Genomic DNA, 25,148 nt, shown 5'->3' on the forward strand with positions numbered 1-25,148 from the left:
TATCTTGGTCAAAGAAGATTGGCTATTCCTATTTCATAGTTAGTTTATCCAGAAATTATGTTTTCAGGTTTGCTCCGGAAAAGCTTATTTACCGCCAATAAAATCCGTCTTCTTTCAATAATTGATAAGAAGCCTCTGGCCCCATCGATCCTGAACGATAGGAGTAAAGAGGAAGGCGGTTTTCCGCAAATGCCTCTAAAATAGGTTGCAGCCATTTCCAAGATAGTTCGACCTCTTTCCAATGGGCAAAGAAAGTCGAATCGCCGTGCAAAGCGTCAAAAATTAAGAGTTCATACGCTTCAGGCACCTCTTTCTGATTCGTTGCGAAGTCCATATGGACAGGCTCCATCTTTCCGTTGTTGAATACATTTTTACTATTGAATTGCAGCGAAACGCCTTCGTTCGGATTGATTTGAATCACCAAAAGATTAGGAGCTGTTTCTTCATTTTTTGGCAAGTACCATTCCTTTAATGGATTTTTAAACTCCATCACGATACGTGTGGACTTTTCCTTCATTCTTTTACCTGTACGGATGTAGAATGGCACCCCGCTCCAGTTTTCATCATCAATCCACAGACGGGCCGCAACAAACGTCTCCGTTGTCGAAGAAGCATCGATGCCAGGTTCTTCTTTATATCCAACCACTGGTCTGCCATCGATTTCTCCAGGACCGTATTGGCCGCGAACAACGTGCAAGCCTACTTCTTCCTTCTGTATTGGTCGAAGAGATTCCATAATTTTTCTTTTCTCGTTACGGATGTCTTTTGCGCTAATTTGTTTTGGCAAGTGCATGGCTGTCATCATCAACAGTTGCAACATATGGTTTTGAAACATGTCGCGAATGGCGCCTGCTTGATCATAATAGCTTGCTCTTTGTTCTACCCCAACGGTCTCGCTAGCTGTAATTTGCACATTGGCTATAAATTGATTATTCCATATCGCTTGAAACACAGGGTTGGCGAATTTTAAAGCTTCAAGGTTTTGCACCATCGGTTTTCCAAGGTAATGATCTACCCGATAAATTTCTTCTTCCTCGAAAGCTTGGCTTAATTTTTCGTTTAAATCTTGGGCCGATTGGATATCGTGGCCAAACGGTTTTTCGATAATCAGACGTTTCCAACCTGTTGTGGATCCTAATCCGCTTTCCTTGATGTTCGACGCGATCACATCAAAAAATTCCGGCGCAACAGATAAATAAAACATGCGGTTTTCAGGAATATTCAATTCTTTTTCCCGTTGTTGAACCATTTCAAGCAACTTTTTATACCCTTGTGCATTCGTTACATCTAGAGAAATATAGCGAAACGCGCGAAGAAACTCCTTCATTTTGGAACGGTCATTTGCCAAACGTCTGGAAAAGGTTTTTACCGAATTTTCCACATATGTTTGAAACGCTTCATCGGACAATTCTCTTTTGCTTACGCCAATAATGGAAAATGGCTGCGGCATTTTTTGATCAAGAAATAAATTATATAATGCAGGGAAAATTTTTCGTTTCGCTAAATCACCTGTTGCTCCAAACAAGATAAAGGTCATTGAATCCAATGTGATCCCCCCTGACTTTTCGAAACATTTTCCCAAAAGAATAAAGTGGATAGAGCAGATATAACAACGTTTACTACATTGCTTGAATTGGTATTTTTTATGAATAATGCCCATTTCAGGGAGAAAGTCTTGTCCATGTATTTGTCGTGCATGAACGTTTAAACAAAATACATCCGCTAAAAGGCAAATGATTAAAATAACCTAGTACCTTTTTTAAGGCATCTATGGTAATATAAATATAAAAGCAAACGGTGGGATAAAAAGATCAGATTCAATGGAATCCGATCTTTTTATCGCTGGTAAGAATGTTAGTGACAGGCTTTGCTTTTTTTATTTGTTTAGAAGTTGACATCTAGACCATAAAACGCTGCGATATATAATTTTTTCATTTCTTCTACAGAAGTTTCACGCGGATTTGTGCTTGTACAAGGATCTTTTACGGCATTGGCCGCCATTTCATCCACGTGTGCGGTGAACGTTTCTTCGGACACTCCGTATTCTTGAAGTGTATTTGGAATATTCATCTTATTATTCAAGTCACGAATCCAAGCAATGAGTGAATCCACCAATTCTTTGTTGTTTTCCCCATCCAGACCGAGCCGTTTGGCAATTGCTGCATAACGTTCCTCGACTACCGTGCGATTAAATTGGATTACATATGGTAAATAAATCGCATTGGCACATCCATGCGGAATGTTAAATATTGGGCCGCTTTTGTGTGAAAGACTGTGCACATTTCCTAGCACCGCGTTAGCAAAGGCCATTCCAGCCATCGCCTGAGCGTAATGAACTTGTTCGCGGGCTTTAGCATCTCCGTGGTAAGAAGCAAGAAGATTTTCTTTCAGTACTTGAGCTGCTTCAATAGCCAAGGAATCTGTGAAAATCGTACGAGGCTTTGCTACGTATGCTTCAATACTATGTGTGATTGCGTCCATCCCGCTGTAGGCTGTAACGTGCTTCGGCATGGATTGGACCATAATCGGATCAATAATCGCCATGTCTGGCGTCAGTTCAAAATCAGCCAGTGGATATTTGACCCCTGTTTCTGCATCAGTAATAACCGATAAATTGGATATTTCCGATGCACTTCCGCTTGTCGTTGGGATTCCTACGAACTTTGCCCTTGTGCGTAAGCGTGGCAGGCTAAATGGACGTGTCGCTTCTTCAAATGTCAATTCTGGATGTTCATAGAACAACCACATCGCTTTTGCCGCATCCATTACTGACCCGCCGCCAATCCCGATCACCCAATCTGGCTGAAAATCATTAAGAATGCGCACTCCTTTTTTTACCATTTGGGTGGTTGGTTCTGTCGTAATTCCGTCAATCACTTTTGTTTCTATATTGGCTTCTGAAAGAAGTTGCTGAATTTTATCAAGATTTCCGTTTTTCTTGACGGAGCTGCCGCCAATGACGAGGGCAGCTTTTGTTCCTTCCAATGTTTTTAAAACATCGAGAGCATTCTCTCCAAAATAAATATCGCGAGGAATAGTAAAACGATTCATGCTGCTCCCTCCAGTACCCGTGATTGTTTACAGATGCTAGTATAATGTGTATAAAACTTATTGAGAAGTACGCACTTTATTATCATGTAGTGACAAAAATATAATATAGTGTAAAAAAATATACTTAATGATATAAAAGGCATCCAGATGCAATGAATGGATTGTATTATCCCGAAGGAATGAATACCATTTGCAATGAGTGAAAATAACAGATATATAACATTTATTTGTAAGTATGTTCTTTATGATCATAAAGTGACAAAAAGTATACTATCGCGTTATAATCAACATGGGGGTGAAATGATGGGACACGTTTGTGGCAAGACGTATAATTGTGAAAAAGAATTAACACTCGCTGTTATTGGCGGTAAATGGAAAATGCTTATTTTATGGCATCTAGGAAAAGGGGGAAAGAAGCGGTTTAGCGAACTAAAAGCCCTCATGCCTGGGATCACCCAAAGAATGCTTGTTAACCAGCTGCGGGAGCTGGAGCAAGATCAAATTGTTCATCGCGAAGTCTATCCGGTTGTTCCGCCAAAAGTGGAATATTCATTGACCGAACATGGAAAAAGTTTGATGCCAATTCTTGATGCGATGTATGAATGGGGCAAAAACTATATGGAGACGGTCGTAAAGGGGCAAGTAAAAATCAATGAAGCAGCCAAGTAGAAAGCTTTCTCCGTTATGAAAGCTTCGAAAACGATCTGCGTGTATGTTATATGCACTTTTCTTTTTTTTGCTGGTAAACAAAGAAATACACACATGAAAGATAATGAGGAAAGCAATAAGTTTTATAATTAGACGCGAAAAACCAACGGACAACCATCTTTATGAAAGAACCGCTGTCCGTTGGTTTTTCTGTATATGCGTTGATGACTGTTGATGGAGTCCCGAAAATGGCGTAAAAAGAAAAACGGCAAAAAAGTGCTTTTGTTTTCCAGTGATCCAAGTTCACTGGATGGAGAATGGATTTTACACAATAATGTGGACTAGGCATGGCTGTTCGAATGCGAGGAAGGTCTGGAAAAAATATTCCGAATTTCTTTTTTTTTATTTTTAGGTATAATTTTTCACACTATGTAACACGAAAGTATCTACTTGTTAAATGGAATGATGTGCCTAATAATATCAGTATCGCCACATGAATGGGCGATACGTTGCTAGATGGATAATGAGAGAGGAGGGGTAAGAATGTATCGAAAGGAGTTTTATGTCTTTGACCAAGATCGTCCTGTTCCAGCGGTGATCCGAAATTATGAAGAAAAGGACTTTCCTGGATTAATCCGCATTCAACAGGAAAGTTTTCCTCCGCCATTCCCGTCTGAATTATGGTGGAATACGGAACAGCTGAAAAACCATGTGACACTCTTTCCAGAGGGAGCCTTATGTGTTGAGGTGAATGGCGAAATTGCGGGGTCAATGACAGGGCTTATTGTCGACTTTGACCCCAGCCATCCGGACCATACATGGGAAGAGATCACGGATCATGGATATATCCGTAACCATAACCCAAACGGGAATACGCTTTATGTCGTTGATATTGGCGTGCGCCCTGCCTACCGCAAATGGGGGCTGGGAAAATGGCTGATGCTATCCATGTATGAAGTGGTTGTTCATTTGGGACTAGAGCGGCTGTTAGGCGGAGGGAGGATGCCTGGCTATCATAAAAAAGCGCATGAGATGACAGCGGAGCAATATCTCGAAGCGGTAGTAAAAGGCAAATTGAAAGATCCTGTTATTACCTTCCTGCTTCGCTGCGGCCGCACACCTGTCAAAGTGGTGGCGAACTATTTAGAAGATGAAGAATCGTGCAATTATGCTGCACTGATGGAATGGAAAAATCCTTTTTATCGCGCAAAATCTTAAAGGAGAATGATGAAAATGGAGTATCGCAGAATTACGAGCATTGAAGACCCTTTGTTTAAGAAAATGCATCAATTGATGCAAAATGTATTTCCTCCGGAAGAAGTATTGGCATTTGATTTGTGGAAAGAGCCTCTGGAAGATCCGGGAATTCGTGTGTGCGTTGCTGTTCACGAAGGAGAGGTAGTAGGCGCAACGGAGTACCGTTATTATGAAGATTTAAATGTCGCGATGACAGATTTCACCATTATCGGCCAAGCAGGACTGGGGATCGGCCGGTTTTTAGCCAAAAAGCGGCTGGAGGATTTGCAAAATTGGGCCGCTGCAAATGGAAAGCAGTTGTATGGCATGTTCGCCGAGATTTATGATCCTTATCGGGTGGAGCATTATGAATTTGGCGGGATTAAGCCGATGGATCCATATGTTCGTCGTGAGGTATTATCTCATTTGGGATATAAGCGGCTTGACTTCCCTTATGTCCATCCATCTTGGAACAATGATGGAGAAGCCGTAACCGGGCTTGATCTTTGTTTCCTTCCGATGGACGATAGCGTGAATGAACTTCCAGCGGATCTTGTTGTGAAGTTTTTGAAACGTTATTATTCTGTCTTATCGAACAAACCAAGGGATTGGTATGAAATGATGGAAAAACTAGAGGCGAAAAACACCATACCGCTATTACCGATTTAAACCTTAATAAAAACACCATGCTTATGGAACCTTAAAAAAATTCTTCCAACTTCAGCGCGTCTTTTATCGTTTCCCTATCGAAAGCAGCAAAAATGCTATTTCGATGCTGGAAAGGGGAAGGATGCTTTATCTTTCGGATGATCGTTAGGCCTCACGCTAAGAAGGCAAGCGTTCCAAAAACGTTTGAACCGCTGCTTTCTATGTTTCATGTCGCTCCTTTCGATGAAAACGAAGGGGTGCCGGAGCGGAATGGTCTTTACTCTTTTAGGGCGAAAGGAGTGGTACCCATGTCGAAAGTCGGTATTGCTGCGGAAAGTCGTCGGATCGACACGCTTCTGCTTCGTGCGCTTTGCTTTGGCCCGAAATCCTACTGGGAACTGATGAGGGAAGGGAAAGCCCAGACGCACCAAGTGCTGAAGGCGCTGCAGTCGCTCTTGGAGGGAGAGCTGGCGGCCTACAACGGCGACCGCTTTGTGATCACTGAGAAAGGGCGTCGTCAGGCAGAAACTATGGGCCTAGAACGGGTGGCCGAACAGCGCTGTGAGGTTTGCGCGGGGCGCGGCATTGTTCTGAGGCCGCCTTTTGACAGCGTCCTTGCTGCTTTTCAAGATATCGCAGCCATGCGGCCCAAGGCGACGCCCGACTTTGACCAAGGGTATGTGACTCACATTTCGCACCCTAACAAGGTCAAAACAAAGGATTTTTTATTTAGTTTTTCAGAATAACTTTTTGACCAACACAACGAGCGATGGCAATCCCTTTTTTTACCATCGCTGGTCGTTCCGTATCACGTTACACGTAGATGCTCTCATCCATGCCCAATCCCTGCAGAATCCTTCGCTGATCAGGGGTAAGGGAGCGATCCAGTGAGCGTTGGATGCGCCCATCCGGCAGCTTGAACAGGACGACGTTCACATATTGAAACAGCTGAAAAATCGCCCGTCCCGTCGGCCGGGTCAGCTTGCGGCCTCCAGGACCCTTCAACGGGTGTTCTGGAGTAATAAACTGACGCACTCGGCGCTGAAAAACGCGGTAAATAGCCAAGGCCAACAGAAACAAATAGCCTAATACTGCGACCCGTTCTGGTTTTTTGACGTAAATCTCATCCGTGAAAAACGGATCTTTCAAAAAAGCGAAGTTCATTTCCACCGAGATCTGCCCTTTATACAGCTTCAAGATCTCTTGGGCATCCATGGGTTGGCCCTTCCATTCCTTCGGAACGGTCGTGACAAGGACAAACCGGGACGCTTTCCGTCTCGCCTGTTCCCACGCGTCTTGGTCGAATTCGACGTCAAGGTGCAAGAAATACAGCGTCTCCACCTCGGGTTCCGCCCCTTTTTTCGGCCGTCCGCGCCGTTTTTTCAGGCGTACGATCTCTTCGACCGCGGCCTCAACCCGATGAAACCGGGGGCGAAGGGACGCCTTGAGGGACGCCAAGGCTTGTTCGGCATCTTCCCGGCAGGAGAAGGGGTGACGCTCCCAACGGGCTTGTTCCTCGCGAAGAAGCTCCGCTTCTTTGGTTCGTTCTTTTTCAAGCGTCTTTCCTTTTCGCTGGTCGAGCGCGCTCGATTCAACAACGATCAGCCGAACGGGGTGGCCTTCATACGTCGAGGCCGTTTCCCATACCCGGTACGTGGCGCCGTTTCTCTCCGCCAACGTAAAGGGATCGCTCCACGTCGTGTCCTCAGCATCCGCTTCGGCCAGCGCGGTTTTCACGATCCGGAGCGACGAAGGGCCTCTGGTGATCAAAAAGGCGTTGGCCGCTTTGGTTTGCGCCAGGGTCTCTTTCGTCATCGCGGCGGAATCGGCCACGTAAATCCATTCGTCTTCGATTTTGGCCTGCTTCAGCTGTTCATGGACACGAGACAGCACCTCGGGATTCCATGTTTTATCGGGCAGGTTGCCATCGTGCACATCGCCGTAAAACGGGATGCCGTCCTCGTTGCCGACCAGTCCGAAACCGATCTGTTTTTGCCAACGATGATGGCGGTTGTAGCCATGTGTGATTTGTAAGGCCTCTAACGAGGCCGATTCATACGCGCCGTAAACGGTCTTGTCCGTCGTATCGGCGTGGAAGGCTCGGAGGGAAAGGCCTTCTTTGCGATAAATATGAATCAAGCAAGTGCTGATGACGTTGTGAATGCCAGCCTCATACAGGCGATCGAGATGACGGGCCAACGCATCGTCGTTCAACCAGGAAGGATGGAGATCGGGACGGATGAGTTTCTCACAATCGACCTCCTGAGCCCAATGTTCCAAGTGAACAAGGGCTTGCCGGCCGTCAAACACATTGTAGAGGATGGCCTGAACGGCATCGCTGACTCGCGTTTGGCACTGCGGATCGACGGGCACGAGATGGTCAATCAATTGAGGCAGACCCAGTTTCTTGAATAGGGCACTTATTATATTCAAATAAGAATTGCGATAGACCTTTTTGACTTGAACATTCATAAGAGAAAAACTCCTTTACGTTCCTTGTGTGTCAAGGATTCATTCGACATCGGAACGAAAAAATCCTCCCGATTTTCGTCGAGAGGGTGCGAAATGTGAGATGTGACGCCCGAGACAACCGTTCGGCGGCTGGCACTGATGGCCCAACAGGGAGATCTGATGGGGCGAGACATTTTGCTGCTGGGCGATGATGACCTTACAAGCATTGCAGCTGCGCTCTCGGGGCTGCCGCGGCGCATCTGTGTCTTGGACGTGGATGAACGCATTGTCCGCTTTGTACGCGATGTGGCTCAGGACCAAGGTTGGGACCACGTCCACGCCGAGGTCTACGATGTGCGGGATGAATTGCCGTCCCATCTCCGCGGCCAGTTTGATGTGTTCTTCACGGACCCGGTCGACACCGTCAAGGGACTCCTGCTTTTTCTAAGCCGCTGTACAGAGGGGGTGCGTGGGCCCGGTGCCGCGGGCTATTTTGGACTCTCTTACTTGGAGGCCTCTTGGCGGAAATGGCGGCAGATCCAGCAGGGCATCCTTGACATGGGCTTTGCCATCACTGACATGCTGAGCGCCTTCCAAGACTATCTGTTAGAGGATATTGTGTTCCTAGACTGGGCGCGCATAGCACCGGTGCCGGTCAAAGAACCCGATATCCCCTTCTACGTCAGCACCGTCTATCGCTTAGAGATGGTCGAGGAGCCTCGTCCCCTCTTTTTCGGGTGGGTGGAGTTTGAGCAGGACTTCTATTACGACGAAGAGTTCTGCGGCAAAGAATAGCGATAAAGACTGCCCGCCTTCTGCAGCGGGAATACCCGTTGCCGAGGGCGGGCGTTTTGTTCGCCGTTTCCTGACATCTGCATGCGGAGTTGCGTTCTTCAAGGTTTGCTGAATGACATTTGCCACCATCGCACGATTTTACCGATGGATTATGGAAGGCAACAGACTTTTGAGAGTTTTTGACGCCGCGTGCAACCATGAAAGGAGTGGTCATCGATTTTGCAAAAAGTCTTGGCACCCCCCCCCCGCGTTCCGACTATAACCGATTTGATTTGTAATGATCATCGAGGGAATGCTGATAGTGGGAGAGCGGCTGATGTGCACGAAGGGAATGAACGATCATGGATCGATCACAAGAATCCAATCTCCCGATCAAAAAAAGACCGCAAAGCGTTTCTTAAAGAAAGCTTTGCGGCCTTTTCTCCTTTCCCCCGTGATTAAGTTGAAAATTTCGTTTAAATAGTTTAAAATTTCGAATGGTTAAAGATGTCTGCGCAGCATTCCTTATACTCTATTCCAGATTGGCGTGTCTTTTGAACATGGTATTGGAGTCCAATCCTTTTTTCTCCATGCATCTTAATATGATCGCATCATAAAACAGCAAGAGGGTTTGCTCAAAAAGCGATCCCATCGGCTGTATCGTTTTGTATCCGTTATCTGACTGGTCTTTAGGCGAGCCAGGCAATTTGACCGTGATATCAGCCAATTGTCCAATGGTCGATTCAGGGAAAATGGTCACTAACGCTACGGTTGCCCCTAAGCTTTTCGCTTTTTCAGCCATGGAAACTAAACTTCTCGTTTCCCCTGAACCCGATCCAATGATCAAAATGTCGTCTTGTTCTAGGTTAGGGGTGATGGTTTCGCCTACGACATAGGCGTCTAGCCCCATGTGCATCATTCGCATCGCAAAAGATTTGGACATAAATCCAGATCTGCCTGCGCCAGCTACAAAAATTTTCTTTGCTTTGAGAATCTCATTCACCAATTTTTCCGCTTCTCCCGCGGCGATTAAATCGGCTGTCCGATTTAACTCTTTGATGATTTCTCCTAAATATTGCGTAGCTTGCATCATTCATTCACCTTGTTGGATCATTTTTTTCATTTCAGCAGCTACAGCGCGTTTGTCTTCTTGGCCAGTAATACCGCCGCCTACGATGATAAGATCAGGTTTTGCTTTAATGACTTCAGGCAATGTGTTTAATTTAATGCCGCCTGCGATCGCAGTTTTTGCGTTTTTCACGACACGTTTGATTGTGGCAAGGTCTTCAAGAGAGTTTTTGCCGACTGCTTGAAGATCATAACCTGTGTGTACGCAAATATAGTCGACTCCAAACCCATCTACTTCTTTCGCTCGTTCTTCTAAATTTTTAACCCCGATCATGTCCACCAATATTTTTTTGCCTTGTTTTTTAGCTTCTTCCACAGCACCTTTGATGGACAAATCTTCAGCAACTCCAAGTATCGTGATAATGTCGGCTCCGGCTTCGGACGCTTTCATGACTTCATATGCGGCGGCATCCATGATTTTTAAGTCTGCCAATACTTTTAAGTGAGGAAATTCTTGTTTGATTTCTTTTACAGCTCTAAGACCTTCATTAATGATAACTGGAGTGCCGATTTCTACAATATCCACATACTCCTCAACTTCTTTTACTAATTGTTTCGCTTCTGGAATGTTTACGAGATCCAATGCTAATTGTAATTCCATGAATCCTTCACCTCTCATAAAAATTTTGCAGGTTGCATAAGCAGTAGCATTTTTATGTGTTTATCTCTTACACACTGATGAGTATACTATGTATGTTTTGCCTTTAAAAGTACGCACTTTATTTTTACATAGTATCAAAAAATATACTATTGTTCATTATGTATACTATTTGGGAAAGAGGGGCTCTCCATTTCCAGACAAATTTTATTTTGAAATGGCCCAAAAATAAGAAAAGCAATATGCTATCCATTGCTTGTGGCATTAACTGAAGAACTGTTTCTTTGTCAAGCCATATGTAAAAAGGGCTATCTCATCTTTGTGAGACAGCCTTAAAACGCCGGATTTTATTTCCTGAGTTCGACAGTTTTGAGGCCATTTCAGGCAAATGAACATGGCCAAAATGCTGTGATATCGCGGTAAAGCTGGCCGTACGAAATGCCCGTCAGCTCAAGCAGTCCTTTTTTCGAGATCAATTCTTGTTCCATGAGCCGCACACCCCCTTCCTTTTGTTAATTGCAGCATAACATTGTTACATTTATAAAGAGAGGCGAAAACAACAGCGCCATACGCATGGCAAAAAACGAACCAAAGCGGTTGACAACTTGTCAGCTGGCTCATTACAATGAAACCAATTTCCGCCGATGATCAGGCGATGGACATGAGGAAAGGAGAGTCAGCAGCATGAATTCGATCTTACAAAAACAGCTAGCCACCGCAGCGAAACAAACCGAAGCGGATCTCGTTGTCAAAAACGGGAAAATCGTCAACGTGTTTACGCGCGAAATCATCGAAGGGGATCTCGCCATTGCGGAAGGGATGATCGTCGGCATCGGCCGCTATGAGGGAAGGAAAACGATCGATGCCGAAGGGCGTTATATATGCCCGGGGCTGATTGACGGACACGTGCATATCGAATCGTCGATGGTGCCCCCGAGCGAATTCGCCCGCGTCGTTCTCCCGCATGGCGTGACGACCGTCATTGCCGATCCGCACGAAATCGCCAATGTCGCTGGCGTCCGCGGCATACAATTTATGCTCGACGATGCGAAACGGACGCCGCTCGATGTGTATATGATGCTGCCGTCGTGCGTGCCAGCCGCCTCGTTTGAACGTGCCGGAGCCGTCTTATCCGCCGCGGAACTGGCGCCGTTTTTCAACGATGAACGCGTTCTCGGATTGGCGGAAGTGATGGACTATCCGTCATTAAGGGAACAACACTCGTCGATGCTCGACAAACTGGCGCTCGCGGCAAACGCCAACCGCCTCATCGACGGCCACTTGGCCGGCCTTGATGCCAACGCCATCAACGTCTACCGAAGCGCCCGCATCCATACGGATCATGAATGCGTCACCGTCGACGAAGCGCTTGAACGCATTCGCCGCGGCATGTACGTGCTCATTCGCCAAGGATCAGTCGCTAAAGACCTCGAAAAACTTCTTCCTGCCGTCACTGAGCACAACGCGCGCCGCTTTCTGTTTTGCACGGATGACAAACATCTTGATGACTTATGGTTCGAAGGAAGCGTCGACCATAATGTGCGGCTCGCCATTCGCGCCGGGCTCGACCCGCTTCTGGCCATCCAAATGGCCACACTGAACGCCGCAGAGTGCTACCGGTTGTCGACGAAGGGCGCTGTCGCCCCGGGGTATGACGCCGACTTTTTGTTCGTTGAGGATTTGGAAACATTGAACATCACCCACGTCTTCAAAGCGGGAAGACTAGTGGCCCAACATGGACAGACGGTGTTTCCGGCCGAACGATCGGCAGAAAGCCTTGAACAGCCATTGCTTCACTCCATCCGTTGCCAAGCAGTGGACGAAACCGATCTTCGCATCCCGATGAAAAGAGGAACGAAAGCCCATGTCATCGAGATCATCCCGAACCATTTGCATACGAACCACCTCATCACGGACGTTGATGTCCAGGAAGGGGCTTTCTGCCCGTCGATCGAGCGGGATTTGCTGAAGCTTGTGGTCGTCGAACGCCATCGCGGCCTCGGCATCGGCCTTGGCATCGTCCGCGGCTTCGGATTCAAGGCAGGCGCCATCGCTTCTTCGATCGCGCACGATTCGCACCACATCATCGCCGTCGGCACAAACGACCGCGACCTCATCGTCGCCATTGAACAGCTCCGCCAACAACAAGGCGGGCTTGCCGTCGCCAAAGACGGAGCGGTGCTCGCTGGATTACCGCTTGAGATCGGCGGATTGATGACAAGAAAAGATTATACTGAAGTGTTAAATGGATTGAAACAGATCTATGAAGCGCTGGACTCGCTCGGCTCAAGCCATGCCTTCAACCCGTTTATCACACTGTCCTTCCTCGCCTTGCCGGTCATCCCGGAGCTCAAGCTGACCGACCAAGGGTTATTTGATGTGAACAAATGGGAATTCATTCCTATTGAAGCGGTTTAAACCCTCCTATTTGTGCTGACGCTTCGAAGCGATAAGATTTGGCGAGCACCCGCCTTACAGAAAGCTGCCACTTAAAGCCGACCCGCCAAAAAACCAAGTCCCTTCATCTCCTCCATTTATCAGCCAAGGGGATGAAGGGATTTTCTTCACTCCGCCCTTTTTCCTCGATTTTCACAGCGCCATGTGCGGCATTGGCATAAGCACGTTCCCGCATGATGCATATAGTGAAACAGCAACATGGCCGAAAGGAAGGTGCAAGGAAATTGATCACCATCAGTCTTTGCATGATCGTCAAAAATGAAGAAGACGTCCTTGCCCGCTGTTTGGACAGCGTCCAACATCTCGTAGACGAAATCGTGATTGTGGATACAGGATCAACGGATCGCACGAAAGAAATCGCCCGCTCCTACACCGCACGAGTCATCGACTTTCCTTGGAGCGATGATTTCTCGGCGGCGCGAAACTTCTCCTTTTCCCACGCCACCATGGACTATATTTTTTGGCTGGACGCAGACGACATCTTGCCGGCAGAAGAGCAGACCAAATTTCTCACATTGAAGCGCACCCTTTCTTCTGACATCGACTCCGTCACTATGATTTACAGCCTTGCCCAAGATGAATATGGAAAGACGATTTCGAGCGTCCGCCGAAACCGTCTCGTTAAACGATCCAACGGCTTCCGATGGCATGGGGTGGTTCATGAATATCTAGAAGTATGGGGAACGATTCTCAACAGCGATATTACCATTATTCATCAACCGAACCGCTGCGCTTCAGATCGAAATTTGCAAATTTATGAAAGGCAGTTGGCACAAGGAGCAGAATTTTCGCCAAGAGATCTCTTTTACTTCGCCAACGAACTGTTCGACCATCAACAATACGAGCGGGCCATTCAGTATTATGAACAGTTTTTGCAGACAAAAAAAGGGTGGGTGGAAGATTGCATCGCCGCCTGCGGAAAGGTAGCGGATTGTTTTGATGCGCTTGGTGATGAAGAACAGGCATTTCGATATGTGTACCAATCTTTCGAATACGATACCCCTCGGGCTGAATGCTGCTGCCGGCTCGGCTATTACTTTCTTCAGCGCAAGCAATATCGGCTTGCCGCATTTTGGTACCATTTAGCCACTCAGCTCACAATGCCTTCCGACAGCTGGGGATTTGTTCATCATGCTTGTTGGACTTGGCTTTCCCACTTGCAGCTTTGTGTATGTTACTTTTACATGGGCGAGTACGAGTTAGCATACCAACATCCCATCTCCCTAGCCCAAAACGCCAGCGGCATCATCACCGGATTAAACGTGCCTGTCAATACTGGCGACCGGCTGCTCATGGCGTTTTTCATCACCACTTCCGGCCTTTCAATCGCCGCTTCCGTCACGGGATATGCGAGCGCAGGAGTGGCGATTAGTTAGCGCCTCACTGTGATACCAAGGCTGCGGCTCATTGAAGCGCTCAACTAAGGCCGCTGCAAACAAGCGGCCTTATAATCCCTCTCCGTTCAGTTGAACGCTCTCCCGCCCGCATTTCGAGGTGGGAGATTCTTGGGAACACCCGCCCCGCGGCAGGATGTCCGCCAAGCCATCCCCGTGCGTCCCACGGTTCAGCCGCCCTACAACGACAGCAGTCGAAGCCCTTCATTTAGAATATTCCGGGCAGCGTTATGGTCCCGGTCATGTTCGGCTCCGCAGGCGGGGCACACCCACTCGCGAATGCCAAGCGATTTCACCTCGACGTGCCGATGCCCGCAGCACGAGCACAATTGACTCGAGGGAAACGTGCTCGCAACACGAACCACCGTCCGCCCGTACCATGTCGCTTTATACTCGAGCATGCGAAGAAAACTCCCCCACGCGGAATCGGAAATGGATTTAGCCAGCTTGCGATTCTTTTGCATGTTCCTAACACGCAAGTCCTCCACGCACACCACTTGGTTTTCGCGGATGAGGCGGGTGGACAGTTTGTGCAGGAAATCGTTCCGGCAGTTGGCGATTTTTTCATGAAGCTTGGCCACTTTCAAACGGGCTTTCTCCCAGTTCGAACCGCCTGGCTTTCGACGAGCCATCACCCGCTGCCAGTAGGCGAGCTTTTCTTCATACCGGCGCCAATACCGGGGGTGTTCGATCGTTTCGCCTGTGGAAAGCACTACGATCTGTTTCAACCCCAAATCGACGCCCACTTTCTTGTCGGTTTGGGGCAATGGGGGAATATCCGTTTCCACGAGAATGGAGACGAAATACTTCCCCGCTCGATTTCGACGAATCGTGGCGGAGAGAATGCGGCCTTCCACCTCGCGGCTTTTGGCGAACTTCACCCATCCGAGCTTGGGAAGTTTCAACCGATGGCCGTCCACTTCGATCGTAGGGCGTCCGTTCTTTGGGTAGTTGCACTGGGCGGTGTACGATTGGTTCGGGTGTTTTTTGCTTTTGAAGCGGGGAGCGTTCGCCGTTCCCTCGAAGAACCGGTCAAACGCCTCGGCCAACTGCTGCAGTGCGTTTTGCAAGGCGGTTGAATCAGGGGTTTTCAGCCATGGAAGGGTTTTCTTCAAAGCTGTCAATCGTTTGGAACACTCGTTGTAGCCGAGTCCTTTTCCCGTGGTTTCATACGTCTCCTTCCACTCGGCCAAAAAGTGATTGTACACAAATCGGCAGCACCCAATCGTCTCGTTGAGGAGTTTTGCCTGTGTTCGGGTGGGATACAGCCGAAAGCGATAGGCTTTGTGCATAGCCCTCCCTCCTCAAAAAGAACGTTTGTTCTATTTACATCCATTGTATACTTTTTGCCCATTGGGGGCAATAGGGAGATTCGCAAAGGAAGCCCGGATTCATCCCGACTTACATTTACGGGTAAAAGCGAGATTTTCTCGGCGGAAGATGATCACAAATAAGCAGGCGGCTTCACGCGAACACCGTCGTGAACAACCGCCTGCTTTCTTCACGATTGCAACATGGAAAACACTTGCTCAACATCCTTATCCCCGCGCCCCGACAAATTCACAATGATGATTTGGTCTTTGCTTAACGTCGGCGCAAGCTTGATAGCGTACGCCACCGCATGGGCGCTCTCGAGAGCTGGGATGATTCCTTCTGTTTTAGACAGCAGTTGAAACGCCTCAAGCACTTCTTCGTTCGTGACCGTATAATACTCAGCCCGCCCGGACACTTTCAAGTAGCTATGTTCCGGACCAATGCCCGGGTAATCAAGCCCGGCGGCAATCGAGTATGTCGGCTGCGGGTTTCCATTTTCATCAAGGAGCACCAAACACTTGAATCCATGCAACACGGCCGGAACGCCCTTCGTTAGCGTCGCTGCCTTCTCCGGCTCGACACCGATGAGCCGCACGCTCGGTTCATCCAAGTAGTGGGCGAACGCCCCGATGGCGTTGCTTCCCCCGCCGACGCAGGCCACTACCGCATCCGGAAGACGTCCTTCCTTCTCTACAATCTGCCGCTTGCTCTCTTCGCTAATAACCGACTGAAAATGTTTCACCATCGACGGGTACGGATGCGGACCAACCGCCGAACCAAGCAAGTAAAATGTAGTCTTATAGTTTTGCACAAGATCGTTCAGCGCCTCGTCCACGGCATCCTTCAATCGTCCTTGACCTTTCGAGACCGACACGACTTTCGCCCCTAACAGCTCCATGCGGAACACATTAAGCGCCTGGCGCTTCGTATCTTCTTCTCCCATATAAATGGTACAATCGATGCCAAACATGGCGCATGCGGTAGCGGTCGCCACCCCGTGCTGGCCTGCGCCTGTCTCCGCAATGACCCGCTTCGCGCCCATCCGCTTCGCCAATAAAATTTGCCCGATCACGTTGTTGATTTTATGCGAACCGGTATGGTTCAAATCTTCGCGCTTCAAATAAATCTTCGCCCCGCCGAGCCGCTCCGTCAACCGCGCCGCAAACGTCAGCGGACTCTCACGGCCGACATACTCCCGCAAATAGGTTCGAAACTCCTCATTGAATTCCGGGTCATCTTTATATTTCAGAAACTGCTCTTCCAAGTAGTCAAGCACTTCCTGCAGTTCAGGCGGAACAAAGCTGCCGCCAAACTCGCCAAAATACCCTCTTCTTTCCTGCGCTACACTCATTGCTCATCTCTCCTCTGCTTTCTAAAAGTCATAACATCAGCATAAACCGTTTTGGCAAGCAAGTCAATAAATAATTTATATTTTTCAAACATTTAAATAAATAGACTTCCGAATCTATCCACGATGGCGAAACGGTGTTTCATCCAACGACCGCTGCCCATGCCGCGATATTGTTGGATTTTTGGACTTCATGTTGCATGTATATATAAATGTCAAACCTTCAAATTGAATCTATATAATCAATAGTTTAAAATAATATAATAGACCCCTTTTGCATTACCGATGATTATCGAACAACGTACTATATGTGTACATAGTTTATATCAATACACAAAAACTACCTGTTACATAAATCTCTTGTCGATTGCATTATGTTGTATTTTTGAAAAAAGGAGTATAAGCGAATGGGACTTCATTATTTTTTAAATCATAAAAAAGAAGATTTGTATAAAAACGTTCAGGAAGTATACAAATCGGATGACCGCCCCTGGGTTGTGGGCTTTAGTGGTGGCAAAGACTCTACTGTTGTTGTTCAGATTATTTTTTATGCGCTGTCATCAATGAGCAAAAATGAATTGACAAAACCTGTCTACATTATCTCATCCGATACGATGGTAGAAAACCCTAAAATACTTGAACACATCGATACACAGCTATTGAAAATGAAAAAAGCTGCCAACGAGCTTGAACTTCCTATTCATGTTGAAAAAGTAATGCCAAACATTACAAACACTTTCTGGGTCAACTTGATCGGTCGAGGTTACCCGGCTCCTCGACAGAAATTCAGGTGGTGTACAGACCGTTTAAAAATAGATCCAGCCAACAACTTCATCTTAAACAAAGTGTCAGAGTTTGGTGAAACGGTTGTCGTACTCGGAGTGCGGAAATCGGAAAGCTCGACTAGGGCGCAAGTCATGAATACCCATAAAATTGAAGGGAAAATTTTACGGCGTCATACTAAACTCCCTAATTCTTACGTTTATGCGCCGATTGAAGATTTCTCGTTAGACGATGTTTGGACATATTTAATGCAAGTGCCAAATCCTTGGGGAGCTGATAACGCCGACTTGCTTGCCTTGTACCAAGACAGTCAGGGGGAATGTCCATTAGTCATCGACAATTCAACGCCCTCGTGCGGCAACAGCCGCTTCGGTTGCTGGGTATGTACAGTTGTGCAAGAAGATAAATCGTTAAAAGGGTTTATCGAGTCTGGTGATGAATGGTTAACGCCGCTCTTAAAGTTTCGAAACTGGCTGCTAGAAAACCGTGACAAAGAAGATTATCGTGAAAAGAAACGGGCCAACGGTTCAGTATATTTGATCGGTGATGAGGACAACAAACGGTTAGGGTTAGGTCCTTATACCCTTGAACATCGGAAAGAAATTTTAAGAAAGCTATTGGAAACGGAAAAGCAGTTGCAACATCCTCTTCAGCCAAAATATGAATTGATCACTATCGAGGAACTGAAAGAGATTCGTAAAATTTGGTTTGAAAAAGGAGATTGGGAGGACTCTGTTTTGGCCATTTACGAGGAAGTATACGGACACCGTCCGAATTGGGACATAGAAGAAAGCAAGTTTCTTGAGAGTGAAGACATTAAGCTGCTTAAAAAACTGTGCCATGAAGAAGAAGTTGAATTTGAGCTTGTCCAAAAGCTCGTGAATCTTGAATTCCAACATTATGGGTATAAGCATAGATACGGCATTCTGAAAGATATCAACCGAATTTTAAATGAAGAATGGCTGCATTTTAATCAACTACAACAAGGTGACGACTATGCAGATTAACCAACTAGTGATTACAAACTTTGGCATTTATTACGGACGAAATGAATTTGTCTTTGGAAACAAAAAGGGGCGCGCCAACATTATTTTGATTGGGGGGGAGAACGGAACAGGGAAAACGACCTTCCTGTCTGCCATCAAATTGGCGCTTTACGGTCCGCTGTTTTTAGGATATAAATCGGCAAACGCCAAATATATCGATTTTATTAAAGATAAAATCAATATCTATTCCCGAGCCGAAGGCAACAAAATGGCCGGGGTGGAAATAGATTTTACTCTGTATAATAATGGAGAGCCGGAAAATTATTATATAATCCGGCAGTGGGAGCTCACGAGAGAGACCGTAAAGGAGCATCTGCAAATTTCCAAAAACGGCATTCCGCTTACCGACAACCAAATGGAGGAGTTTTATCACTTCTTGCGGCGCAACCTGCCGCCAAGCCTGTTTGACTTTTTGTTTTTTGACGGTGAAAGAGTTCAGCAATACGTCCTCGATGCACAATTTGAACAGAACGTAAAAGAAGCATTTATGACACTGTTCAACTTAGACTTGTTCGATACGTTAAAGGAAGACTTGCTTAAGTATTTGAAACAGGACAACATATTTACCAGCCTGACCCAGGAACAAAAAGAGTACACACAAATCGAATATGATCTCCGCAATCAGGAACATGTGATCCGCAGCCTCGAAAGGCGGATTGCGGAATTGAAAGAACAGGAAAAAGATATTCAAGTAACTATCCAAGAGCTCCAACGGGAATTCTCCGCCAAAGGAGGAATGATGGCTCGCGAGCGAGAAAAACTAAACGAACAAGTTTTTCTTATGGAGCAAGAAAAGAAACAGATCTCTGAAAAAATTAAAGAAACGGCCTCGGAGTTGCTTCCTTTTGTCATTGTGCAGAGTCTTTTGCAGCAGACGGTTACCCAAATTGATGCAGAGGAACGTGTCGAGAGGTACAATACATTGAAAGAAGAGTTAAACAACGAAACACTTCCGCTGTTATTTAAAGAGCTTTCGCGCCATTTCCGCATTACGGACCTTGATGGAAGAGAAGCAACGTCCTCTTTCACCGAGGCGATGAAAGAGAAATTGTTTCAGTCAATGAAACCGGTTGGCATTAACTTTGAGCGTTTCCAATTTATTCACCAAATGAATTCGGAACAAAAGCAGACTATTAGAAATTTGTTCAAGCAAGTGCGTCATTTTGATGGAGAATTGATTGATAAATGGTTCGCAAGGATTCAACATTTGACAAATGAAATTTATACGATAAAAAAGCAGATTGAGCACAGTCTTACAGACGAGTCGCTGAAGGAGATCATCAACAAACTAAACGAGCATACCCGTCTCCATGAACAAATCAAATATGAAATTGAAGCAAACACAGCCAAACTGTTTGAAGCGCAAAAATTTTATCAAGAATTGATTGCTAAGAGAGAAAAAGTACAGAAACGAATCCGCCAAGCGCAAAAAGATGAAAACATTTTTGAACTGTGTCAAAAGCTGAGCCGCGTTTTATCTCGCTATCAGGAGGAACAGATCAAAAAATATCTAGGAACAGTAGAACGGTATTTCCTGCAAATGTTTAACTCGTTGATGCGGAAAGGCCAATTTTTAAACTCTTTTAGAATTGACCCGCAAACGTTTGAAATCACGATGCTAAACTATTCCAATAAACCTGTATTTAAACACTCCTTATCAGCAGGGGAAACACAATTATTCTTTTTATCACTGCTTTGGGCGCTATTAAAAGCGTCTAAACGGCAAATACCTTTTGTACTGGACACCTTGTTTGGCCGCCTCGATCGGACGCATAAAGAAAACTTAATTCAAAAATATTTGCCTATCGCTGCCAATCAGGTCATTATCTTGTCAACGAATACAGAAGTGGACGAATACTACTATAATCAAATGAAACCTTATATCCAGCGGGAATTTTCTTTACATTATGACCGCAGTTCAAACCGAGTCCATGTTAATAACCATTACTTCTTCCAAAAAGTGAGGATTTGATCTATGCAGTTTCGCCTAAAAACGTCAAAGGAGACAATGGATATTTTAAAACAGCTGCAATCCAGCACAAATCTTACGCCTAACGTCCTCGCACGTCTGGCTATTGCATTGTCCCTGCTGTCGAAAGAGCCAATCGAATCGTTCGAGTCGGATACTAACGGCTTGGAATTCAACCGCAATACGTTGACGGGGGAGTACGATTTTGTTTACAAAGCGCTGATCGCTCAGCAGCTGGGCCGTCCCATCACAGATGATGAATACTTTCCGTCCTTGATCAAAAAACATCTGGACCGCGGGGCTAAATGGTTAGAAAATGAGTATAAGTATGCCGGCAATTATGAAAAGTTAATTAAAGGGTTAGCAAACTTTGAGTTGGAGATGATACGATGATTTATCTCGACAACAGCGCTACCACTCCGATCGATCCGGAAGTCAGCAAAGCAATGTGGCCATACTTGACTGAAGAGTATGGTAACCCGTCAAGCAAATATTACACCCTTGCAGAAAATGCAAAAAGAGCGGTAGAGGAAGCGCGCTCCCACGTCGCTTCCCTGCTCTTTTGCGATGCGGATGAAATCATTTTTACGAGTTGTGCCACTGAAAGCAACAACTTTGTCATAAAAGGAGTTGCCCACTTTTACAAGAAAAAAGGAAAACATATTGTCACATCCAAAATTGAACATAAATCGGTCCTAGAAACGTGCAAGTTTTTAGAAGGAGAAGGCTTTGAGGTCACCTATTTAGACGTGGATTCTTTTGGACAAGTACAACTGGAAACATTAAAAAAGGCCATGCGTGAGGACACTATTCTTGTATCCATCATGTGGGGGAATAATGAAACCGGGACTTTGAATCATATCCCCGCTTTATCCCAATATGTCAAATCGCACTATCCGAATGCGTTTTTTCATACAGACGCAACCCAAGTAGTTGGGAAAATTGAGGTCGATCTTTCTAAAACACCGGTCGATTTTCTCTCGTTATCTGCTCATAAGCTGTACGGTCCAAAAGGAATCGGCGCTTGCTTTATCCGGAAACAGGAGCTTGGCTTGCGGACAAAAATCACTCCCCTTCTCCATGGTGGCAACCAGGAAAACGGATACCGATCTGGGACATTAAGCGTCCATAATATAGTCGGGCTTGGGAAAGCTGCAGAGCTAGCAAAGCTGAATTACCAAAAGCAACATCAGAAGTTGATGGAATTAGAAACGTACTTAGTCAACAAGCTAAAGGATTTGTTTCCAAGCATTCAATTTAATGGACACCCAATCGACAAAATTCCTGGAATATTAAACTTTACAATCCCTAATGTAAGCAATGAGTTGATCATTCGTACCTTAAAGGATCAATTTGCGATCTCGACCGGCTCAGCTTGCTCCATTAACGAACCTTCATATGTTTTGAAAGAAATGGGGCTTCATGCTATTCAAATCCGTAGTTCTTTCCGGGTCTCGCTGAATAAATACATCAGTCAAGAAGACATCGACCGTTTTTGCATCTGTTTGGATCATGCTGTAAAAAGCTTGTCTATTTAAACATCCACTATAAACTTTAAAACAAAAACGGGGATGATTATAAAAAATTCATCATCCCCTGTTTTTTATACATCCCTATGCAATCCCATGCTTTTCTAATAAATAGAAAAAATAGCTATCCGCCCCTGTCAGCTGATTTAATTCCTCATTCATAATTTCTAACCCTTGTTCGATGCAGCTGACAATGAGTTTATCTAACGCTTCATCATTAATTTGAGTCTGCACTTTATCGATCAATAGATGTTTGATCAATACGATATCATCACCTTTCGCGATAACAGAAACCGGAATCTCGATATTCGCCATCTCCTCTTTTTCTCTTTCCTGAATTAGTTCCGATTCAGTCAATCCCTTGGCAAACGCGAGTCTTAACACGTCAGGACGTTCCATTTCGAGTTCTGCCATCACTCTTTGTAAAATTTCAAATCCATTCTTTGATAGTTTCATACCAGCCACGGATTTTTCACCTTCTCAAAAAAGTATCCTTCCTCAATTTTCGTATATTGTTCTTCCTCATCAAAATTTAAAATATAAGATTTTTCAATAAACGGAGCAAGTTCACTATAAAAATCGCTTGTGATCTCCGTATCCGTTGATAGAATAATGACTTGGTCGCTTAGCTTCGTAAAGTAATGTTGTACAAGGTTAGACCGGTGAATGCTATCTAAGCGAGCTAATGGCGTATCAATGACAAACGGAATCTGGCTTCCCGATACTTTCGTCAACGCCCAAATCATCGCGAGGGCAATCAACTGCTTCTCACCCTCCGATCGTGACATTAAGTCAACTTCTTGGCCTTCTTTGTTGTAAATAGTTAACGTGAATTTTTCTGGGTGGAATTTTACTTCACCAAATTCGCTTTTCCGAAACATTTGTTCCATGATCGTCTCTACTTGAAGTTTCAACTGCTTGGCTTTCAACAACGTCACTTGGTCGATAAACTCTTGTGTTGCGCTACGGAGCTTGTTTAACAACTGGATTTTTTTCTCGACCGGCCCGAGCTCGTCCCTTAACTTTTGCTTTTCTGTAATTTCTCGTTGAAGTTTTGTGTGTTCATCACGCAACTTACGAACAATGGAAAATACATCTTTCTTTTTTTGCCGCAACTCTCCAAGTTGCTGATGGGATTCCTTAATTTGCTCATCAAGCTCGGTTGTATCCACCGCATCAGGAGCCTCATCAAATTGCGCTCTATACTTTTTCAACATATCCTCTGCCTTTTTCATTTCCTCGAGAACCGTGCGAATGTTCTGCGCTTTCGCTTCAGGGTACTGCAATAAAAAGTGATAATCCTTATTCGATAAATCATGAATAACATTTACATCTTCTTTAAGAAGTGACCGTTGAATGTTATTTAGTTGGGCCCAAATGTCTTTACCTTTCGCTTTTAATTGGTTTTTCTGACTTTTTAAGAGAGGTGGAAAAACACTCACTTCCAGAAGTTTCTCAACAAACTGCTCGTATGGCGCAAACTGCATTTTTTCTTTATATTTCGCATCTAAATATTCCCGTTCTCTTCTTATGTTTTGTTTTAGTTGGCGAATTGCCGGGAGCAAGATCAACTGATAAAGCTCTTTTTCTTTAAATTTTTTTAAAAAGGCCCGATATTGATTAACCTTTTCTTCGTACTCGCCAATCCATCGGCTCAATTCTTGTTTCGTCGCGCTCGATTGCGCAATAAGCTGCCGCCGCTCGCGTTCGAGCTGCCTTACCTGATCAGTCAGCACTGTTAACTGTTCGTCAATCTTAGTTTCTTCATCTTTGTATTTATCCAGTTTGTCACTTATTTCCTCAGCGCGGTCAAGAATCGCTTCAATGTCGCTATCTTTCACTTGTTTCTTTAGATCTCTTGCTAACTCCCTCGATATGTGATCCAAGTCCTTTAACAATTGGTTGTAAAGCTCCAAAGAAACAACTTTTTGAATGGCGCGGATCGTCTCTGCGCTGTCTTGTTCGCCGACTAAATCGCGAATTTTTTCTGCGTCGAATATGAAAAATTGTGATACATCCATTGGGATGCGTTGGTCAATAAACTCGTAAAATGCTTGCTCTGTCGTGGCAATTTCCCGCACTTTCTGCATCTCTTCATTTAATTGATAGATGCGACGAGTTTCCTTAAGATCCCGGTGATTAAAGACCACCTCAATGGCATAGCTCCCCGTATGGTCGGTGAAAGCAAGTTCAACGGACCCTTCGTTCCCCCCCTCGGCAAGATGCTTTTTGTTTACTGCATTTCGAAGCAATTCCTCATACTCTTTAGCCTTGAATTTGCGGCGGCCATAAAAGCAAATAAAGATCGCGTTAATTAATGACGTTTTTCCGTGGCCGTTTAATCCTCCAATTAATATAATATTTTTCTTGTATACCGAAGACTGCTCTTTTTTCCGGTCGCGAAAATGAAGAATCTGCTCCCCATAATAAGGACGATAGTTTTTAAATTTTATATACTCAAAAATCATGACCCTCTCTCCTTCTCATTTCGTCCATTCGTCAATTTTACGCTTAATATCCTTATAGATACCACTTCTTGTGTACATATTTCTATCCGCATATTCTTTCTCAATAAGAAACAGCTGTTTAAGATAGGAAGGATGGATGCCATGTTTTTGGCATATAGATTCCAGAAGTTTTTCATCATCCTTATGCATTGCTGTTCCTCCTTTTATGCCTTTTGGATTAAATTAGTGTCTTTTGTTCCACAAAAATATACAATTGATGGGATCCATAGCCGCAAAAACTGCTTTATAATATAGGTTGATAATTCC

21 protein-coding genes and 1 pseudogene are annotated in these 25,148 nt (G+C 45.3%); 11 read left to right on the top strand and 11 right to left on the bottom strand.

Features of this window, described 5'->3' with window-relative positions; genetic code table 11:
* Positions 1–88 precede the first annotated feature (88 nt).
* Together zwf and QWV57_RS10630 are read right to left on the bottom strand one after the other, a co-directional pair.
* Positions 89–1,546: a glucose-6-phosphate dehydrogenase gene (zwf, locus tag QWV57_RS10625; protein WP_033006070.1), complete on the bottom strand. Its 1,458-nt coding sequence runs from the start codon at positions 1,544–1,546 to the stop codon at positions 89–91.
* A 338-nt stretch (positions 1,547–1,884) separates the two neighbouring features.
* Positions 1,885–3,051 carry an iron-containing alcohol dehydrogenase gene (locus QWV57_RS10630; protein WP_015375150.1) on the bottom strand — a complete coding sequence of 389 codons (1,167 nt, stop codon included), beginning with the start codon at positions 3,049–3,051 and terminating at the stop codon, positions 1,885–1,887.
* Positions 3,052–3,354: 303 nt separating this feature from the next.
* On the opposite strand from QWV57_RS10630, the gene hxlR reads away from it, so the two are divergent.
* The 4 genes from hxlR (at position 3,355) to QWV57_RS10650 (ending at position 6,329) form a co-directional block, all read left to right on the top strand.
* A complete protein-coding gene (hxlR, locus tag QWV57_RS10635; protein ID WP_003252445.1) occupies positions 3,355–3,720 on the top strand; it encodes a transcriptional activator HxlR in 366 nt (121 codons plus the stop codon).
* A 522-nt stretch (positions 3,721–4,242) separates the two neighbouring features.
* Positions 4,243–4,917, top strand: coding sequence for a GNAT family N-acetyltransferase (locus QWV57_RS10640; protein WP_015375151.1), 675 nt, complete (start codon positions 4,243–4,245; stop codon positions 4,915–4,917).
* A gap of 15 nt (positions 4,918–4,932) precedes the next feature.
* Positions 4,933–5,604 carry a GNAT family N-acetyltransferase gene (locus QWV57_RS10645; protein ID WP_090950147.1) on the top strand — a complete coding sequence of 224 codons (672 nt, stop codon included), beginning with the start codon at positions 4,933–4,935 and terminating at the stop codon, positions 5,602–5,604.
* Between the two features lie 287 nt (positions 5,605–5,891).
* Positions 5,892–6,329: a hypothetical protein gene (locus QWV57_RS10650; protein ID WP_301099880.1), complete on the top strand. Its 438-nt coding sequence runs from the start codon at positions 5,892–5,894 to the stop codon at positions 6,327–6,329.
* Positions 6,330–6,396: 67 nt separating this feature from the next.
* Here QWV57_RS10650 and QWV57_RS10655 read toward each other — a convergent pair whose 3' ends face one another.
* Complete coding sequence (locus QWV57_RS10655) at positions 6,397–8,055, bottom strand: IS1634 family transposase (RefSeq protein ID WP_160268838.1); 1,659 nt, start codon at positions 8,053–8,055, stop codon at positions 6,397–6,399.
* A gap of 159 nt (positions 8,056–8,214) precedes the next feature.
* Here QWV57_RS10655 and QWV57_RS10660 point away from each other — a divergent pair, with 159 nt between their 5' ends.
* Positions 8,215–8,829, top strand: coding sequence for a bis-aminopropyl spermidine synthase family protein (locus QWV57_RS10660; protein WP_301099881.1), 615 nt, complete (start codon positions 8,215–8,217; stop codon positions 8,827–8,829).
* Between the two features lie 511 nt (positions 8,830–9,340).
* Here QWV57_RS10660 and hxlB read toward each other — a convergent pair.
* The 3 genes and pseudogenes from hxlB to QWV57_RS10675 form a co-directional block, all read right to left on the bottom strand.
* Positions 9,341–9,898, bottom strand: coding sequence for a 6-phospho-3-hexuloisomerase (gene hxlB, locus QWV57_RS10665; protein WP_015375154.1), 558 nt, complete (start codon positions 9,896–9,898; stop codon positions 9,341–9,343).
* 3 nt (positions 9,899–9,901) lie between these two features.
* Positions 9,902–10,537, bottom strand: coding sequence for a 3-hexulose-6-phosphate synthase (hxlA, locus tag QWV57_RS10670; RefSeq protein WP_015375155.1), 636 nt, complete (start codon positions 10,535–10,537; stop codon positions 9,902–9,904).
* A gap of 413 nt (positions 10,538–10,950) precedes the next feature.
* Positions 10,951–11,022, bottom strand: a pseudogene (locus QWV57_RS10675) (DUF4004 family protein); the annotation flags it as partial.
* Between the two features lie 196 nt (positions 11,023–11,218).
* Here QWV57_RS10675 and ade point away from each other — a divergent pair.
* Positions 11,219–12,952 (top strand): adenine deaminase, encoded by a 1,734-nt coding sequence (gene ade, locus QWV57_RS10680; protein WP_301099882.1) that lies wholly within the window; start codon positions 11,219–11,221, stop codon positions 12,950–12,952.
* A 212-nt stretch (positions 12,953–13,164) separates the two neighbouring features.
* Entirely contained in the window at positions 13,165–14,367 is a 1,203-nt protein-coding gene (locus QWV57_RS10685; RefSeq protein ID WP_301099883.1) for a glycosyltransferase, read from the top strand.
* A 197-nt stretch (positions 14,368–14,564) separates the two neighbouring features.
* Here QWV57_RS10685 and tnpB read toward each other — a convergent pair whose 3' ends face one another.
* Both tnpB and trpB read right to left on the bottom strand, forming a co-directional pair.
* Complete coding sequence (gene tnpB, locus QWV57_RS10690) at positions 14,565–15,677, bottom strand: IS200/IS605 family element RNA-guided endonuclease TnpB (protein ID WP_023633446.1); 1,113 nt, start codon at positions 15,675–15,677, stop codon at positions 14,565–14,567.
* Between the two features lie 209 nt (positions 15,678–15,886).
* Positions 15,887–17,050 carry a tryptophan synthase subunit beta gene (gene trpB, locus QWV57_RS10695; protein WP_033015484.1) on the bottom strand — a complete coding sequence of 388 codons (1,164 nt, stop codon included), beginning with the start codon at positions 17,048–17,050 and terminating at the stop codon, positions 15,887–15,889.
* A 404-nt stretch (positions 17,051–17,454) separates the two neighbouring features.
* On the opposite strand from trpB, the gene dndC reads away from it, so the two are divergent.
* From dndC to QWV57_RS10715, 4 genes are read left to right on the top strand one after another with little or no spacing between them, the layout of a single operon-like run.
* Positions 17,455–18,837 (top strand): DNA phosphorothioation system sulfurtransferase DndC, encoded by a 1,383-nt coding sequence (dndC, locus tag QWV57_RS10700; protein ID WP_301099884.1) that lies wholly within the window; start codon positions 17,455–17,457, stop codon positions 18,835–18,837.
* Positions 18,827–20,848, top strand: coding sequence for a DNA sulfur modification protein DndD (gene dndD / locus QWV57_RS10705; protein ID WP_301099885.1), 2,022 nt, complete (start codon positions 18,827–18,829; stop codon positions 20,846–20,848). The genes dndC and dndD (QWV57_RS10705) overlap by 11 nt, the downstream gene beginning before the upstream one ends.
* Before the next feature lie 36 nt (positions 20,849–20,884).
* On the top strand, positions 20,885–21,238 hold the full coding sequence (locus QWV57_RS10710; protein WP_236612566.1) for a DndE family protein: 354 nt from the start codon (positions 20,885–20,887) through the stop codon (positions 21,236–21,238).
* On the top strand, positions 21,235–22,383 hold the full coding sequence (locus QWV57_RS10715; RefSeq protein ID WP_129447535.1) for a cysteine desulfurase family protein: 1,149 nt from the start codon (positions 21,235–21,237) through the stop codon (positions 22,381–22,383). Before QWV57_RS10710 ends, QWV57_RS10715 begins: the two co-directional genes overlap by 4 nt.
* A 75-nt stretch (positions 22,384–22,458) precedes the next feature.
* Here the strand turns inward: QWV57_RS10715 and QWV57_RS10720 are convergent, their stop codons facing one another.
* Genes QWV57_RS10720 through QWV57_RS10730 form a run of 3 tightly spaced genes read right to left on the bottom strand, consistent with a single transcriptional unit; the run spans position 22,459 to position 25,031 of the window.
* Complete coding sequence (locus QWV57_RS10720) at positions 22,459–22,830, bottom strand: DndE family protein (RefSeq protein ID WP_231578614.1); 372 nt, start codon at positions 22,828–22,830, stop codon at positions 22,459–22,461.
* A complete protein-coding gene (dndD, locus tag QWV57_RS10725; RefSeq protein ID WP_301099886.1) occupies positions 22,827–24,842 on the bottom strand; it encodes a DNA sulfur modification protein DndD in 2,016 nt (671 codons plus the stop codon). The genes QWV57_RS10720 and dndD (QWV57_RS10725) overlap by 4 nt, the downstream gene beginning before the upstream one ends.
* A 15-nt stretch (positions 24,843–24,857) precedes the next feature.
* Positions 24,858–25,031 carry a DNA modification system-associated small protein gene (locus QWV57_RS10730; protein WP_164978015.1) on the bottom strand — a complete coding sequence of 58 codons (174 nt, stop codon included), beginning with the start codon at positions 25,029–25,031 and terminating at the stop codon, positions 24,858–24,860.
* Positions 25,032–25,148: the final 117 nt, after the last annotated feature.

This window comes from Geobacillus zalihae (assembly GCF_030414215.1).
GTDB classification, from domain to species: domain Bacteria; phylum Bacillota; class Bacilli; order Bacillales; family Anoxybacillaceae; genus Geobacillus; species Geobacillus zalihae.